Annotated in this window: 11 protein-coding genes; 8 read left to right on the forward strand and 3 right to left on the reverse strand. The window is 39.6% G+C overall.

What is annotated here, in order from left to right; translation table 11 throughout:
• Positions 1 to 58: 58 nt before the first annotated feature.
• The 8 genes from F3059_RS08620 to F3059_RS08655 all read left to right on the forward strand — a co-directional run bounded on the left by F3059_RS08620 (position 59) and on the right by F3059_RS08655 (position 10,955).
• Positions 59 to 433: a hypothetical protein gene (locus F3059_RS08620; protein WP_151168239.1), complete on the forward strand. Its 375-nt coding sequence runs from the start codon at positions 59 to 61 to the stop codon at positions 431 to 433.
• Between the two features lie 751 nt (positions 434 to 1,184).
• On the forward strand, positions 1,185 to 4,646 hold the full coding sequence (locus F3059_RS08625) for a hypothetical protein (RefSeq protein WP_151168240.1): 3,462 nt from the start codon (positions 1,185 to 1,187) through the stop codon (positions 4,644 to 4,646).
• A 138-nt stretch (positions 4,647 to 4,784) separates the two neighbouring features.
• Complete coding sequence (locus tag F3059_RS08630; protein WP_151168242.1) at positions 4,785 to 5,261, forward strand: carboxypeptidase-like regulatory domain-containing protein; 477 nt, start codon at positions 4,785 to 4,787, stop codon at positions 5,259 to 5,261.
• Between the two features lie 23 nt (positions 5,262 to 5,284).
• Positions 5,285 to 6,154, forward strand: a complete 870-nt coding sequence (locus F3059_RS08635; protein WP_151168244.1) for a hypothetical protein — start codon at positions 5,285 to 5,287, stop codon at positions 6,152 to 6,154.
• A gap of 875 nt (positions 6,155 to 7,029) precedes the next feature.
• Positions 7,030 to 7,653, forward strand: coding sequence for a Cap15 family cyclic dinucleotide receptor domain-containing protein (locus tag F3059_RS08640; RefSeq protein ID WP_151168246.1), 624 nt, complete (start codon positions 7,030 to 7,032; stop codon positions 7,651 to 7,653).
• 19 nt (positions 7,654 to 7,672) lie between these two features.
• Positions 7,673 to 8,719 carry a cyclic GMP-AMP synthase DncV-like nucleotidyltransferase gene (locus tag F3059_RS08645; RefSeq protein ID WP_151168248.1) on the forward strand — a complete coding sequence of 349 codons (1,047 nt, stop codon included), beginning with the start codon at positions 7,673 to 7,675 and terminating at the stop codon, positions 8,717 to 8,719.
• Positions 8,719 to 10,500: an E2/UBC family protein gene (locus tag F3059_RS08650; protein WP_151168250.1), complete on the forward strand. Its 1,782-nt coding sequence runs from the start codon at positions 8,719 to 8,721 to the stop codon at positions 10,498 to 10,500. The genes F3059_RS08645 and F3059_RS08650 overlap by 1 nt, the downstream gene beginning before the upstream one ends.
• Positions 10,497 to 10,955, forward strand: a complete 459-nt coding sequence (locus F3059_RS08655; RefSeq protein ID WP_170265135.1) for a Mov34/MPN/PAD-1 family protein — start codon at positions 10,497 to 10,499, stop codon at positions 10,953 to 10,955. The genes F3059_RS08650 and F3059_RS08655 overlap by 4 nt, the downstream gene beginning before the upstream one ends.
• A gap of 40 nt (positions 10,956 to 10,995) precedes the next feature.
• Here F3059_RS08655 and F3059_RS08660 read toward each other — a convergent pair whose 3' ends face one another.
• The 3 genes from F3059_RS08660 to F3059_RS08670 form a co-directional block, all read right to left on the reverse strand.
• A complete protein-coding gene (locus tag F3059_RS08660) occupies positions 10,996 to 11,451 on the reverse strand; it encodes a hypothetical protein (protein ID WP_151168254.1) in 456 nt (151 codons plus the stop codon).
• Position 11,452: 1 nt separating this feature from the next.
• Positions 11,453 to 11,890, reverse strand: coding sequence for a hypothetical protein (locus F3059_RS08665; protein ID WP_151168256.1), 438 nt, complete (start codon positions 11,888 to 11,890; stop codon positions 11,453 to 11,455).
• Positions 11,890 to 13,897, reverse strand: a 2,008-nt coding sequence (locus F3059_RS08670) for a T9SS type A sorting domain-containing protein (RefSeq protein WP_151168258.1), incomplete at its 5' end; no start/stop codon positions are given. The genes F3059_RS08665 and F3059_RS08670, both read right to left, overlap by 1 nt.

Genomic DNA, 13,897 nt, shown 5'->3' on the forward strand with positions numbered 1-13,897 from the left:
CACCCCAAACCCGGCAGTTCAAGTTGATCTCTCGGGTTTCTTTTACTTAACAACTAAAATGAATAGACATGAAATTTTAAAGACAATTATAATTGTAGTAATAATCGCATTCACAAGTAATATAGGAAATGCTCAAACTGTTAATGGCTCACCAATTGATGAAATCGATGTGCAGTATGTCGAAATTGTTGGTGCATCTAAAGCATTTAGCTCCAAACTCAATATTCAAATAGATTTTGGTCAGGAAGTAAAGTTTCTCAAAGCTTCTAAAAACACCGTAATCAAAGACAAAGAAGGAAAAAATTTAGAATTTAACTCGATGGTAGATGCCTTGAACTTTATGTCTGCTAACGGATACGAGTTTGTGGATTCCTACGCTATTACTGTTTCCAATAGCAATGTATATCATTTTTTGCTTAGAAAAAGTGAATAATGTATATTCAAGCCAGTCAACCGACAGGAAGACTAAAACTCTTGCCGGGAGGTAAACGCGGCAAACCAGAAAGGTTTCCTAAACCTGTTAGGTTTTTTGTTTTATCAACTCCCTTTTTGATCTATTGAATCAATAGATAGTTTTTTAGGTGATTAGTAGATTAAAATGAAGCCGTCCATCGTGGCGGCTTTTTTTACAGCTAAAGTTTTTTTAAATTTAGGATAATGAAAAAATAGGTTTTTTCATTGTGTAAATAGTAGGTTTGAATAAGGAGCTGTCGGTAGATGGCTCCTTTTTTTGTGCCCAATTTTTTGCTTTTGAACAGTTCGATCTACGGGAAGAATAAAACTCTTGCCCGGAGGAGAAAATGGTAAACTTGTCAGGGTTTTCTTGTTATTCTGGTATTTTAGCAATAATTAAATCTAAACTATTCATTTTTGATTTTCCGCTAAAGTTTTTTAATTTTACAATGTGCTTGAGTAAAGCATAAATTGAAAAAGCTGTTATCATATACGGCTTTTTTGAAAAGTATTTTTACCTTAGTAGGTGAAAGTTAGTTTTTTTTAGTGTAGGGTTAGATTTGAAGGCCGCTCGATCAAGCGGCCTTTTTTACTGAGAATGTTATTTTATGACTGTATTTTGTTCTTGAGTGCAGCATGAGATTATATATACTATCACCTTTCCGCAATAACATACTTAATTCCCTCAATATGCGTTCATTTGCAACACTCGCCTAAACGGTGCGATGGATATGAAAAGGGAAATTCTTCGTTTACTTTTTACAGCGCTCATTGTCAGTGGCTTCCCTTTGTTGGTGAGCGGTCAGCTCTCCAATATCCGCACGGTAAAACGCCCGGTAACTGATACCATTCAAATCGATTCGTTGCCGGTGATTCCCAACTCGGTGGTCACAAAACCCAAAATTCAGTTTGAACTTTTGGCGGGCGAAAGCAAGCTCGTTCCCCAAAACGCCACAACCGATTCTATCGAAATTACGTACCGCATTTTTCCCACTGAGATGTTCAGAACCTACCAAAACAAAAACCCCAATACTTTCCGGCCCGATTACACGGGAAAGCAAAATCCGTTTTCTTACGTCAAAGCGCCCGATCCCGGTGAAGGATTCACGTTGAGCAGTCTCAACAAATCGGGCAGTATTTCGCGCGGAATCAATTTTGGTAACAATCAGAACCTGGGCGTGAACTCCAACCTCAATTTGCAGTTGAATGGAAAAATCACTGATGACGTGGGCGTTCGAGCAGCAATATCTGACGAGAATATTCCCGTTCAGCCAGAGGGGAACACGCAGCAACTCCAGGATTTTGACCAGGTGTACATCCAGGTTTATGGCGATAACAGCCAGCTCACGGCCGGAGATTACATGATCGAAGATCCCAATAGCTATTTCCTCGATTACCAAAAAAGGCTGCGAGGCGGAGCATTCGAGACCGAGTTTTCGTTCGGCTCTGACCGTGATAAAGACTACAAAAATGAAGTGGGAGCCAGTGCTGCCCTGTCTCGCGGTAAATTTGCCCGCAACATCATTCAGGGTGTGGAGGGAAACCAGGGACCTTATCGTCTCTCGGGATCAGACAATGAGCAATTCATCATCATTCTCAGTGGAACGGAAAAGGTGTACATCGATGGAAAGTTGCTCAAGCGCGGTGAGGATTACGATTACGTGATCGATTACAACAAAGCCGAAATTACGTTTACAGCTCTCCAGCCGATCACGAAGGACGAGCGTATTATCGTGGAGTTTCAGTACAGCAGCCAGGCTTATGCGCGCTCATTGCTCGAGTTTCACGACAACCTCGATTTGGGCAAGCTCAAACTCAACTTCAATGCTTATAGCGAGCAGGACAGCAAGAATCAGCCGTTTCAGCAGGATATCAACGACAACCAGCGAAATATTTTGGAAAACGTGGGCGATGACATTGAAAACGCGTTTGCGCCATCGGCCAATGCAGTTGGCTATCAACAGGGCGAAGTCCTCTACAAACGCATTCCAGATTCGGTAGAGAACAACGGAGTCGATTCCATTTACGTTTACAGCACCAATCCCGACAGCGCCATTTACCGCGTGCAATTCAGCGATGTGGGTCCCGGCAACGGAAATTACATCGAAGTACAATCCGGGGCCAATGGCCGCGTTTACGAATACATTGCGCCTGTGAATGGACAGCCCCAGGGACGGTACGAGCCAGTGATTTTGCTCGTCACACCCAAGCAGCGCCAGATGTTCACCTTTGGCGGAACGTACGATGTGAACGAACGAACATCTTCGTTTTTTGAGGTGGCCCTTTCTAAAACCGATCTCAACACGTTTAGCGATGAGGACTCGGGCGATGATTACGGTCAGGCTGTGAGAGCCGGCATTTCGACCAATCAACCTCTCGGTCAGAGCCAAAAACCGCTCACGCTCTCCGTAGGTGGTGATATTGAGTACGTAAACGACACCTTTGAACCCATCCAGCGATTCCGCTCAATTGAATTTGACCGCGATTGGAATATCCGGGACTTGGATCTGACCAAAACGCAGTTTCTACCAACTTTCAATCTTGGGCTTTTCAAAGATAGCCTGGGGAGCATGGATTACGCTTTCAAGAGTTTCATGGGCGGCTCTGAATATGAAGCGCTCCGCCATTCGGGAAAAGTAAATGTAGAGCGGAACGGATTTGACGTGGATTTTGATGCCAGCCAAACCACAACATCGGGCGAGTTGTCAAAATCAGAATATTACCGCCACAAAACGCTAGCTACAAAGGAAATCAGCTTTTTGGAAATCGGTTACCGCGATGATTTGGAAAACAATCTGCGCTACACGCCACAAACCGATTCGCTCAACAACACAGCCTACGGCTGGTGGGAGTGGGAGGCGTTTGTCCAAAAGGCAGACTCGGCCGAGAATTTTTACAAACTGGGTTACACCAACCGAACAGACAGAGGCGTGAAAAACGGTAATTTGCAAACGGCTACACTCGGGAACATGTACGCTTTCCAGTTTGCCCTCAACAAAAATCCCAACAGTACGCTCAAAGGAAAAGCCACTTACCGTACGCTTGAAGTTCAGGATACTTCCATTTACGATGGCGATCCGGAGCGCAACCTGATCAGTCGGCTCGAGTATTCGTTCAGAGCGCTTGAAGGAGCAATTTCGAGCACCAGTTTTTACGAGATTGGTGGCGGACTGGAAGAGGAGAAAGAATACGTTTACGTTGAGGTGGCTCCGGGTCAGGGAACCTACACCTGGACTGATTACAACGGGAATGATGTGCAGGAACAGGACGAGTTTGAAATTGCTCAATTTCAGGACCAGGCGAATTTTATGCGTATTTCTGTCACCACGAACGACTTTGTGAGAACGTATTCCAACCAGTTCAATCAACAGTTAAATCTAATGCCGGTCAGAGCCTGGCGTAACGAAGATGGGTTGAAGGAATTCCTGGCGAAGTTTTCCAATCAGTCATCTTACCGCATCAGCCGGAAAACGCTCCGAGATGAAGGCTTTGACCGATTCAATCCGTTTTACCGTGCTGCGAGCGACAGCGTGCTGATTTCCATGACCAACTCATTCAGGAACACGTTGTTTTTCAACAGATCAAATGAGAATTACGGAATGGAGTGGACGTACCAGGATTTGGTGAATAAAAACCTGTTGAGCAACGGCTTTGAATCGCGATCTGACCGTTACCACCTTACCGATTTGCGCCTGAACTTTATCGATAGTTGGCAAATAAACCTGATTGGCAGATTGGGGACAAAAAGTACTTCATCAGAGTTTTTTCAGAACCGCAATTACAACATCGAGTACTACCGCGCAGAGCCGGTTGTAACGTATCAACCCAGCGCTAAAGTTCAGGTTAAGTTGAGCGTTGAGTACGATGAGCAAAACAACACATTACCCGAGATAGATGGTGAAACGGCCACTACGCAAAGTGTCAACAGCGAGCTTAGGTGGAATCAGGTAGGCAAGGGAAGCGTGATTATGAAAGCCAGCTACATCGATATCGATTTTGACGGGCCCACTAATAGCCCGGTTGCTTATGAAATGCTCCAGGGGCTCAACTCGGGAGTGAATGGGACGTGGGAGGTAAGCTTCCAGCGCAGCATAGGTAAAAACCTCCAGGTCAACCTAACTTATGCCGGTCGCAAATCGACTGATGTAAAGACCATACACACTGGAAACATGCAAGTTAGAGCCTATTTTTAGGGATGGTTGCATCAAAAAAAAGAAAATCTTTCCACGTAACCGTGTTTGTAAAAAGTTAAGCTAAAAAGGGTTGTGTTGTTATTCTGCATCTATTAAAACATTACTTTTACCCCAGTTTAACCTAAAAATTAATGAATTATGAAAAGACTGAAAATTTCAATTCTGGCCCTTGCCGGAGCAGCTATAATGTTTACAAGCTGTGAAAAAGATGATCCCAAAGAAGTGAATGTTTCTACTTCTGCCACGATTACAGGAAATGTACAGGCACAACTCGACCTGCGCAATGACACAAATTTTGTGACAAATTTGGAAAACGTAGAGGGAATCAACATTTATGCACGTATCAGCACTGCAGATCTCACAACGAATGTTGATCCAAATTTCAACTACCCATCAAAAGTTTACACAGCAACAACCGATGCTGATGGAAACTACGAGCTCAACGTAAAAGCAGGCTCTAAAACGGTTGCTGTTGAAATTTATGGTGATGAGTTCAAAAGAGATGTTGTTCTCGACTCTAACAACAACACACAGAGCGTTAATTTCTCTATGATGACAGACTCAATCACAGTTACTCATCAGCAGACGAAGGTTTACGACATCATTTATCAATAAGAATCTCAAAAAGCTAAATTGATATGAAAAAGATAGCTTCATTAATAATAGCCGGGACATTTGTGCTTTCAGGTGCAATGGCTCAGAATGACGAGAGTGCAGATCAGCAAAATGATATGCAACTCAAAAGCAAAAAAGGAGTCCCTATCCTTCCTGAACAGGGCGATTGGGCACTCGGTGTAAATGCTGTTCCTTTTCTCAACTTTTTGGGAAACACGATGAACGGAACTTCAGGAAACACAACAGCCTTTGGATTCCTGAATAACAACCAAACTATTTTTGGAAAGTACTTCATGGAAGAAGACTTTGTTATTCGTGGTGCATTGCGCATTGGCGTTAACTCTACGAAGACTGACAACTTTGTTCAGGATATGGGCGCTTTATCTCCACAGGATGTGGTAGAAGATACTCGTGTTCAGAACACGGGAATCTATTTACTGAGCGGAGGTATTGAAAAACGTAAAGGGAACTCGCGTATTCAGGGTTACTACGGAGCTGAGCTCCAGTTAGGCCTTTCTACTCAGAGCACAGAGTACGAATACGGGAATGCGCTTACAGAATCAAACCCATCTGTTTTTTATACTGATGATTTTGATGCCGGTACATCAACACAGGGTTCTCAACGTCCTATCCTCTCAGAGGCAGGAACTACCTGGATGGTAGGAGCGAGAGCTTTTGTTGGAGTTGAGTATTTCGTGGCACCAAAGCTTTCAATTGGTGGTGAATTCGGCTGGGGCCCAATGTATCGCTCACAAGCTGATGGCGTATCACGCATCGAGAGAGCGAGCTTTACCGGTGTTGAAGAGGTAGAAACAGAACTCGGTGGAGAACGCGAGTTCGACATGGATACTGACAACATGCAGGGAGCACTAAAAGTGATGTTTCACTTTTAATTAGTATCCCAATAATTTAAAAAGCCCCGATAGCATTGCGCTGTTGGGGCTTTTTTGTTTGTGGGTTTAATACTCTTTGAATTTCCAGTTTTTATCAGCAAAGTCTTTAACTCAACGCTGCAATTATCACGCTACTGGGCGAACCATCAGGAAGAAAGATTTGGATTGTTTGGGGTTTGTTCATATGCTTTCTTTCAGAAGGGGATTATCATAATTATCTAAGTTATGAATTTGCAGATGGAGATGAACTTTGTTCATTTATTGATGAACGAATAAAGTCAAAGTTAAAAGAGAGGTTCTCTATTTAGAATACAATATCGCTTTTAGTAATCGTCTTTTGATATGATAAGACTCTAATATCAACTTTTCATTTTTAATGATTAGCCGAATTATAACTTAAAGCTTGGAGTAAGAAAGTAGTAGTGGCTTATATAATGTCTGTGTGTCAAAACTTATTGTTTTTCAATAAGTACAACTTGTCATTAACATGACATTTTTTTTTGCCCAAACGTATGTCAAACTGGCTGTTTTGTATTCAAAAACACATGTTTCAACGTTTGGCACTTTTCTTGTTAATTTCTGTTAACTGTGAAAAAAAGCAGTTGCCCGAAGAGAGCAACTGCTAGAATTTTTTATGAGCTGTTACAGTTTTTGCGGACAGGAACAGCTCATGAATTTTTCCAAATTTGAGATTGGAGGCTGCAAATGTAGAAATATTTTCAAATCTGCATCTCTCCCCTCATTTTTTCTCTTTCGGTATGACTAACACCGTTGTGATGTAGTCATCAGATTGCTTCCTATTCATTGTAGTAAATGGATAGCTATGTTTAAAAGTAGTTAATCAGCTGATAAAAAGGCAGAAATTATATGAACTAATGAGTTTTAAATATTATTACACAACACCGTTAATAGTAATTATACTGAGTCTTGCAGGACTCATAGATCTTATAATAGATGGTCTATTGTTTCCACTTATGAAAGATGCAAATATTGAATTTCTAAGAGCTCCTGGAAATGCTTCCTTAATTGCTTCTTTTCTGCTTTTGTATGATAGGGTATTGTGGAAACTACCCGTTTTTAACTTGTTAGTTGATGTGCCTAATATAAATGGGAGGTACGAGGGGAAAGTGAAATATGAGTTTCATGGTAGTCCTGGTGAAACTGAATGTTTTGTAGAGGTAAAACAGACTTCTTCAGCAATTAAGGTAAATTCATATTTTAAAAATGAAAATAAGCCTAGTACGAATTCAAAAAGTTTAGTTGAGAGTATAAAAAAAGAAGATGGATTTCATAGTATTTATTTATACTACTTTAATAATGGCAGTAAAGAAAATGCAGATCTTGATTGTCATGAGGGAGCAAATATGTTGAAATTCATACCAGCACATAATAATGAACCACAAAAATTGATTGGACATTATTTTACTAATAGAAAAGAACAGACACGAGGTATTATGGAAGTTGAATTTAAATCAAAAAAACTAAAAGGAATATTCTAACATTATAAATAATAATAATATGGCTAACTGTAACGAATTATTTAAACATTACAACTCTACAATTAAACTAAGTGATGATAAAAGAGAGTTATTACGACAGGTCAGGGATAATTTAAGAGATCGTATGAAAAGAAGATTTGTAGATCTTCCAGAAGACGAAATTGGCAATCATAAATTGGAGTTTCAAAGTCAAGGTTCATTTGTAATGGATACTATTATCACGCCTAAAGATGATGACTTTGATCTAGATGATGGAGTGTACTTTGTCGGGAAATTAAAGAAAGAAGAAAGGGCTACTATAGATACATTTCATAAATGGGTTGCTTTCTCTGTTGGAGAGAGTGAAAAATATGGGACTGTGAGTGATAAAGATACTTGTGTTAGAGTTATTTACAAAAAGGAGAAATTCCATATTGATCTACCAATATATTATGCGGATAATGACGAAGCAGCAGATCTTGCTCATAAAAAGAAAGGGTGGATATTAAGTAATCCTGTAGAGTTTATTGCTTGGTTTGAGGAGAAAATAGAGTCGGGGTTTCAAAAATCATATATTCTTGAGAGTAAGATGTATTCAGAATACGAACGTTGGTTAACAGATATTCGTAAAAATGATGTACAGTTGAGAAGAATAGTTCGGTATTTAAAAGGATGGGGAGATCACTTAAGAGGAGAAATGCCTCCAGGGATAATCATGACCATATTGGCAGCAGAAAATTATGTTGCAAATGAGAGAGATGACATCTCTTTGAGAGATACTTTGCAAAGGATACAGCAATATTTAAGTAACAATGAGTGCAAATGTCCTAGGCCGACTACACCGAAGGACGAGGATCTATTTATTGACTACTCAAATTCAAATAAAAATTATTTTCTTGAGAGGCTTGAAAGCTTTATAAATTCTGCTAATCAAGCTATAGCAAATAATAACCAGAAAGATGCTTGTCTTAAATGGCAGAAACATTTAGGTGATCGCTTTCCTTGTTCTTTGGCAAAGGACGGTATTGAAGGAGCGGAAAAACATTCTCAAAAGCCAATAATAGGGGATACAGCAAAAAGTGCCTAATGACTTATTTTGAGCTATTAAGAAAGCAATCTTTTGATAAACTCAGCAAAATTGAAAACGTTGAGGTTTTATCAGATAAGGAAAAAAAAGAAAGTAACAAATGGTTTGAAAAATTTGAAGAAGTATGGAGCATATCAAGGCCCGTAGAGACTCCTGAAGGTGGTCAGAAGGAACTTACATTCCTTCTTTGTTTTATGCATGATTTTCCTGTTAGCTTGCCAGATGTCTTTTTAAACGAGTCCAGTTACAAGGAAGTTAAACATATTCCTCATGTTGATACAAATCGATTTGTATGCACCATTGATAAAGCTCTAGCAACAACAAATATTGATAAACCATTTGAGATTATTGAAGAAGTTTTACTAAAAGCTAGACAAATAATTGAAAATGGTATCGCCCAAAAAAACTTCTCAGACTTTACAGAAGAGTTCCTTTCATATTGGGAAAATCAATATGGAAATGAAAATGATGTTAATACTGAGGTTTTGTCATTTATTACTGTTAATCCAAGTGAAATAAAAGTTACGTTGATTTCGCTTGAAAAGAGATTTAGAGGATTTAAACATATCTTATTTCAAAATAATAAAGAAGCACAAAGGTTTAAAGTATTTTTAGATGAACATAACATGAGGTATGTAGAAAATGATGTGTTTTATATAGATCAAGATTTATTAAATGATCGACCTCCGTATCATATTAACTGTCATGATTCAGTTGAAATTATCAAACATATTAGTGATGATATTTACCATGACTTTAAAAAGTATTTAAATAATAATTCTGCCTACAAGTTAATTTTGTTCAAAAAAAGAGTTAATAGGAAGGATCATTATTTGGGCTGGTTCTATCCTTCTCCTAAATCATCTGCTAAAGGATTTTCAGGTAAATTAAGTGCTTTAAAAGCAATGTCAACTAAGGGAATACAGGGGCATAAATATGTTTTTCGTATATCACCTAAAGATTTTACTCACGAGCGAGTTATGAGAAGGTCGAGTGGTTATACAAATGATGATCACGAGAAAAAGTTTGCAATTGCTGGTCTAGGGAGTGTTGGTTCACATTTGGTTCACTTTTTAAGTGGATTTCAAGGGTCAGAATTTATTTTGTTTGACCCGGATTTGCTTACGATCGAAAACACAGGTAGACATTTATTAGGTTTTGAACATGTAAGAGCAAACAAAGCAAAGGCGATTAAAGAATACTTAGTTAGGAAGAACCCAAAATTGAAAGTTAATTCGTATGATCAATCAGTATTAAATTATTGTAATAAAGAAACTAAACTATTGAATAATTCTGATTTCTTGTTTTTGGCTGTAGGAAAGCAAAATGTAGAAACATATATCGTTGATCTTATTAAGAAAGGAACTATTAATATACCTACATTCATATTTTGGGTGGAGCCATATTTAGCTGGCGGTCATTGTATTTATATTGATCCTGATAATGTGAGGTATGAAGAGTTTTATGAAACTACAGAAGAAAGGAAACTATTTAAATTCAATGTAATAAAAAAGAGTGAATATTTGAGAGGGAACGAACTATTTAAAATGAAGGAGGCAAGCTGTCAAAGTTCATATATGCCATATTCAGGGTCAAATGTAATTTACTTTTTGTCACAACTTTATCCATTTTTATGGAAAAAAATATCTAATAGTGATACACAAAAGAGTAAAGCATATACATGGGTAGGGGATTTTAATATGTTAGATAAAATGGGTATAGAATTATCTGATTACTATCAGGTAAAAGACAGTTTTAATATCATAGAACACAAATTGTGAGAATCTTCAAGTACAAAAAAACCAAGTTGATTATTACTAATAATGTTCAACAAATACTGGAGAACCACATTCAGGATAAATCTGCTAAAAATGAAGCTGGAGGAATTTTGTTGGGCCAAGTTATTGGCAATGAATTTTATTTGACTAAAGCTACGGAGCCTAATGACTTAGATAAGGCTACGAGATATTCATTTGAGAGAAATAAAGAAAATGCTCAGATAGTAGTTGATTATGAATATGTTAATAGTAATAAAAGAACTATCTATCTAGGAGAGTGGCATACTCATCCTGAAAAAATTCCTAGCCCATCAAAAAGAGATATAAAAATGATCAAAAGTCAATTTAAGCTTGGAGAGAATTTAGCCGCTGTGATTTTTTTACTTATTCAAGGGCAAAATGAATTCTATGTTGGAATTTGTAATGGAAAAAAAATACGTAAAATGGAAGAAGTCTAATCTTTTCTCTGTAAGAGAGTTTTTGAAATAAAAAACATCCTTACCCACTCCCATCACCACAAACCTCTTTTTGGAAACCTCCTGCATCAAAGGATGTACATTCGCCCTTCTTATTAAAATCAAAAGAATAGTAGCTACAGAAGTTTACTTTAGAAACAGAAGGATAACAAAACACTGTGAAGTAATAAAACCTTGCCACTCTTTTAGTTGACTTGTGTTTGGTTTTTACAATTTCATGAGGTGTTCCAAAAATCCTTTTAATCTCTTTTGGTTGCATACCAACTGCACAATCACTTATTCCTCCCATTCTTATTACCGAATGAAAAAGTGTAGAGTCTTCAACTAGTATGCTGTCGTGATTTGAGAATTTCCAATTCTCCTTGGCAAAATCCTTCAGCTTACGGTAGCACTGACGTTTTTCCTCCGGCATCAACAGCGCACACGAAGCGAAAATCAAAACAAGACTGAGCAGTGAAAAGCAGGTTTTTAAATTCATTTTAATGACTTTTTTCAACTGCTCCATTAACAAAGCCAATACAAGCTCCTTCTGAATTGAAATCAAAAGCATAATACTTGCAGTATTTTGCTTCGCTTATAGGATAACATGCTTCAAACATGAAGTAATAGTATTGGGTTACATTAGAGCGTGTTACCACAATTTCATGAGGCTTGCCGAATATTCGTTTAATATCCTTTTCAGACATCTTTTTAACACAGCTATCTATTTCTTTACTGTTTGCTGCTCTAAAAAGTTCGATACTTTCAACTAATAGAGTGTCTTTGAATTTCCAATGCTCATCAGCAAAATCCTTTAACGTACTGTAGCACTGCCGCTTTTCTGCTGGCATCAACAGGGTGCAGGAAGCGGAAATAAAGGCCAGCAACACCAGGAGTGCTGCCGGCCGTGGCTTGGATAGTTGTAGCTTTTTTGACATTATCGTTTGATTAGTTTCACGGGATACTCGTTGCTGCCAATGGCTAAGATAGCAATATACAGGCCACTGTGCAAATCGTTCCCGTTTATCTCGATCCGGTGTTTACCTGACGAGTACTGCTGGCCCGGTTTTGAGCGCACCAAACGTCCATCGAGGCTGTACAGTTTTAAGCCCACGTTTGCCTGTCGTTCCAGTTCAAACTCGAGTTTGGCAAAGCGCTCAAAGGGATTGGGGTAGGCCGTGAGATCGGTTTCCCGGGGTTCTTTGAGTTTGTCGGTGTACAGCGCCACGCTGCAGTTTTGTTTTTGGAGCGGAACCATTGTGTGATTTTGACCATTACAAAAACTAAAGTTTACCGATTGACTTTCATTGACAATGGCCTGACCACCATCAAGATTTGCAAGTGAAAAATATGTCATTCTTTCATTCCAGGGAAGAGAATTATTAGGGCTGTGCTTTGCTTCCCAGTACATCAGGTCATCGGTTTGGTTCACGTGCATCAACAGGTGGCCGTGACCTAGTTCGTGCAGAATAACAGAATAAAAATCAAATTTCCCTGCCGGTTGAGGCTGAGTGCCGGTACTGTCGTAAAACCAGTTGTGGTTGGGAGCATTGGAGAGAGTGATGTCAATATCAGGGTTATACCCCATTGGATTATTATTAGGGTCACTACAGTTTAAATACCACACACTTGTCTCGCCCAGAACATGTGAAGCTTCAGTTTGACCGAAGCGAATGGAAGAGTTTGTATCTCTAACATCTGGTAGAGCATAAGAACTATCATCCAGTTGCCACCTGATTTCTGTCGCGCATATCCAGTCGTCAATCGCTTTTCGCACACACCCCAGGGCGTTGCTGTTGTTGACGATGTTGGGGTTCGGAATAAGCGAATAGCCCAGTTGCTGGTTGGTGCTGTTTTCATCGTAAACACTGTCTATACCAGCTAAAAAAACTTTTGATTTACTAAAGTTAAGTGTAAATCCATTTTTCCAGGAATAATAGACTTCTAGAGTTGAGTCAGTTTGTGCACTCGAACCGGATTGGGTGATGACTTTTATTTTTCCTGAACCAGGTGTTTTTAATTGATTTGGGTTTGTTGCGTCAATCGGTAGCGTTGAAGGCACACGGATCTTGATCTCGTTGTCGGTCCACTGCGTGATGTCGTAGTCATCGAGCGGAATCCAGGATGCGCCCCCGTCATCAGTATTTCTCATCATGATTGTTCCTTTTGTGGAGCCGAAAAAATTCCCCGTGATGGTGACGATGTCGCCAGTTCCGCCATTTACCTGTAAAGGTGCCATGCCCGTGATGTTCATGGTACACAGGTCCCGGTTTTCTGTATCAGTAGCGGTGATGTTGTCAAACGAAATGAGGTTTGAACTACCCGGTGAGTTGGTGTAGAGCGAGAGCGTGAGCATCGTGGATTGATCGGTGAATTGCAAATCAGGCAGCTCGCTGCAGTCGCTGATTTCCATTTTTACATGGAGCAGTTGAGTTGGAGTAGAAGTGAGGTGGTATCTGTTGTACGTATTCAGCTCAGCTCCTACACCCACAGCAAATACATCAGTTGAAATGTCGCCCGGTGAAGGGGCGTAGTAATCGCCCATCGATGCGGTCACGGTTCCGCGCTGGGCCGTCACCTTGTTGTTGCCCACCACGTTTTGCCCGAATGCATCAGTGTTGTATTGGATGCGAACTAAACCGTTGTCAAAGTAAACATCAGTAGAAGATGAAACATAAATATCGTATTCAAAATAACTGGTGCCGTTTGATGAAGTAGTTGCGGCATTTTCAATCGTGTAGGTAATGTCAGCAGTTCCTGAGCTGGCTCCCTGCACCTTTTGATTACTGGCAGAGACGAACTCGTTGTATTTTTGGTTTTGTAGAATTCCATTGGGATACACTTGAAGACACTCGGCCACGTAACTGGAATCGATGGTTTCGTACAGCATCTCTACACACTCGAAGTTAACCTCAGAAAAGCGAGCCGAGATGTAGTGCTTGGAG

It is taken from the genome of Salibacter halophilus, assembly GCF_008806325.1.
Taxonomy (GTDB): Bacteria; Bacteroidota; Bacteroidia; order Flavobacteriales_G; family Salibacteraceae; genus Salibacter; species Salibacter halophilus.

What these genes read in the sequence shown, in the direction of transcription:
- F3059_RS08620 (WP_151168239.1), top strand. Translation starts at nt 59, where the DNA reads ATGAATAGACATGAAATTTTAAAGACAATTATAATTGTAGTAATAATC.
- F3059_RS08625 (WP_151168240.1), top strand. Translation starts at nt 1,185, where the DNA reads ATGAAAAGGGAAATTCTTCGTTTACTTTTTACAGCGCTCATTGTCAGT.
- F3059_RS08630 (WP_151168242.1), top strand. Translation starts at nt 4,785, where the DNA reads ATGAAAAGACTGAAAATTTCAATTCTGGCCCTTGCCGGAGCAGCTATA.
- F3059_RS08635 (WP_151168244.1), top strand. Translation starts at nt 5,285, where the DNA reads ATGAAAAAGATAGCTTCATTAATAATAGCCGGGACATTTGTGCTTTCA.
- F3059_RS08640 (WP_151168246.1), top strand. Translation starts at nt 7,030, where the DNA reads ATGAGTTTTAAATATTATTACACAACACCGTTAATAGTAATTATACTG.
- F3059_RS08645 (WP_151168248.1), top strand. Translation starts at nt 7,673, where the DNA reads ATGGCTAACTGTAACGAATTATTTAAACATTACAACTCTACAATTAAA.
- F3059_RS08650 (WP_151168250.1), top strand. Translation starts at nt 8,719, where the DNA reads ATGACTTATTTTGAGCTATTAAGAAAGCAATCTTTTGATAAACTCAGC.
- F3059_RS08660 (WP_151168254.1), bottom strand. Translation starts at nt 11,451, where the DNA reads ATGAATTTAAAAACCTGCTTTTCACTGCTCAGTCTTGTTTTGATTTTC.
- F3059_RS08665 (WP_151168256.1), bottom strand. Translation starts at nt 11,890, where the DNA reads ATGTCAAAAAAGCTACAACTATCCAAGCCACGGCCGGCAGCACTCCTG.